1 pseudogene is annotated in these 410 nt (G+C 67.8%); it reads left to right on the top strand.

Features of this window, described 5'->3' with window-relative positions:
* Positions 1–410: pseudogene (locus AUL38_RS17310) on the top strand (hypothetical protein); the annotation flags it as partial.

The raw sequence follows: 410 nt of genomic DNA, 5'->3' as shown, positions 1-410 counted from the left end.
TACCTCCCCGCAGTCCAAGCGCTCGGGCTGTATGACCATCTCACTCGCATTGGGCGGGCCGTGAAAAGGCGGCTCATCCCAGCGCCTGCTGCCCCCGAGGGCATTGCTGGCTCCGAGGGCATTGCTGCCCCTGATGGACAGCCGAAACCTGCTGACAGCGGCAACACCGCAGACACCAGTGACCTGCGCGGACTGGACGAGCTGCGGGCTGACGCGTTCTACGACCTCCTCAGCCGCGACCCCTACGACGCCGCCGAAACAGCAGCGGCGCAGGGCACTGGGGCTGACCTGCACGGCCGCGTGCAACTCGTCCTCACCGCCGAAGGCGTTGACGCGCTCCTCGCCACTCACGGCGGCACCATCACCCGCGACACCCCCACGGGCGGCGTGAAATGCGAACTCCAAGGCTA

Origin of the sequence: Leucobacter sp. G161, from assembly GCF_001482305.1 — a bacterium.
Classification (GTDB): Bacteria; Actinomycetota; Actinomycetes; order Actinomycetales; family Microbacteriaceae; genus Leucobacter.
The sequence above is the reverse complement of the archived record's forward strand: the minus strand, read 5'-3'. Positions and strand labels throughout refer to the sequence as shown.